Genomic DNA, 1,060 nt, shown 5'->3' with positions numbered 1-1,060 from the left:
GATTAACCGTTGATAGCAGGAGCGCTGATTGCAACAGGAGCCGCTTCGGCAGATGCCAAGTCTAAGGGGAAGTTGTGAGCGTTACGCTCGTGCATTACTTCCATACCCAGGTTTGCACGGTTGATGATGTCTGCCCAGGTGTTGATTACGCGACCTTGAGAGTCGATGATGGATTGGTTGAAGTTGAAACCGTTGAGGTTGAACGCCATTGTGCTTACACCCAAGGCGGTGAACCAGATGCCAATCACTGGCCATGCAGCTAGGAAGAAGTGCAAGGAACGGCTGTTGTTGAAGGATGCGTATTGGAAGATGAGGCGACCGAAGTAACCGTGAGCTGCTACGATGTTGTAGGTTTCTTCTTCTTGACCGAATTTGTATCCGTAGTTTTGTGATTCGCTTTCGGTTGTTTCACGAACTAAGGAAGAGGTTACCAAAGAACCGTGCATTGCAGAGAATAAACTTCCGCCGAATACACCAGCCACTCCTAACATGTGGAAGGGGTGCATCAAGATGTTGTGTTCTGCTTGGAACACGATCATGAAGTTGAAGGTTCCGGAAATTCCCAAGGGCATTCCGTCAGAGAAGGAACCTTGTCCGATGGGGTAAATCAAGAATACTGCTGTTGCTGCTGCTACTGGTGCAGAGAACGCTAGGCAGATCCAAGGACGCATTCCCAAGCGGTAAGATAGTTCCCACTCACGTCCTAAGTAGCAGAATACGCCAATCAGGAAGTGGAAGATTACCAATTGGTATGGGCCACCGTTGTACAGCCATTCATCTAATGATGCTGCTTCCCAAATTGGGTAGAAGTGTAAACCAATGGCGTTAGAAGATGGTACTACTGCTCCGGAGATGATGTTGTTTCCGTAGAGTAATGAACCTGCAACAGGCTCGCGGATACCATCGATGTCTACTGGGGGTGCTGCGATGAAGGCGATTACGAAGCAAGCTGTTGCTGCTAGTAAGGTGGGGATCATCAGTACGCCGAACCAACCTATGTATAAGCGGTTGTTGGTGCTGGTTATCCAGTTGGCGAAGCGACCCCATACGTTGGCGCTTT

At 49.2% G+C, this 1,060-nt stretch carries 1 protein-coding gene; it reads right to left on the bottom strand.

Annotated elements, in window-relative coordinates:
* Positions 1-2: 2 nt before the first annotated feature.
* A partial coding sequence (gene psbA, locus GNE10_RS34750) for a photosystem II q(b) protein (RefSeq protein WP_185570536.1) occupies positions 3-1,060 on the bottom strand: 1,058 nt, incomplete at its 5' end.

It is taken from the genome of Nostoc sp. 2RC (assembly GCF_014222165.1).
Classification (GTDB): domain Bacteria; phylum Cyanobacteriota; class Cyanobacteriia; order Cyanobacteriales; family Nostocaceae; genus Nostoc; species Nostoc linckia.
This window is presented reverse-complemented; position numbering and strand designations above follow the sequence as displayed.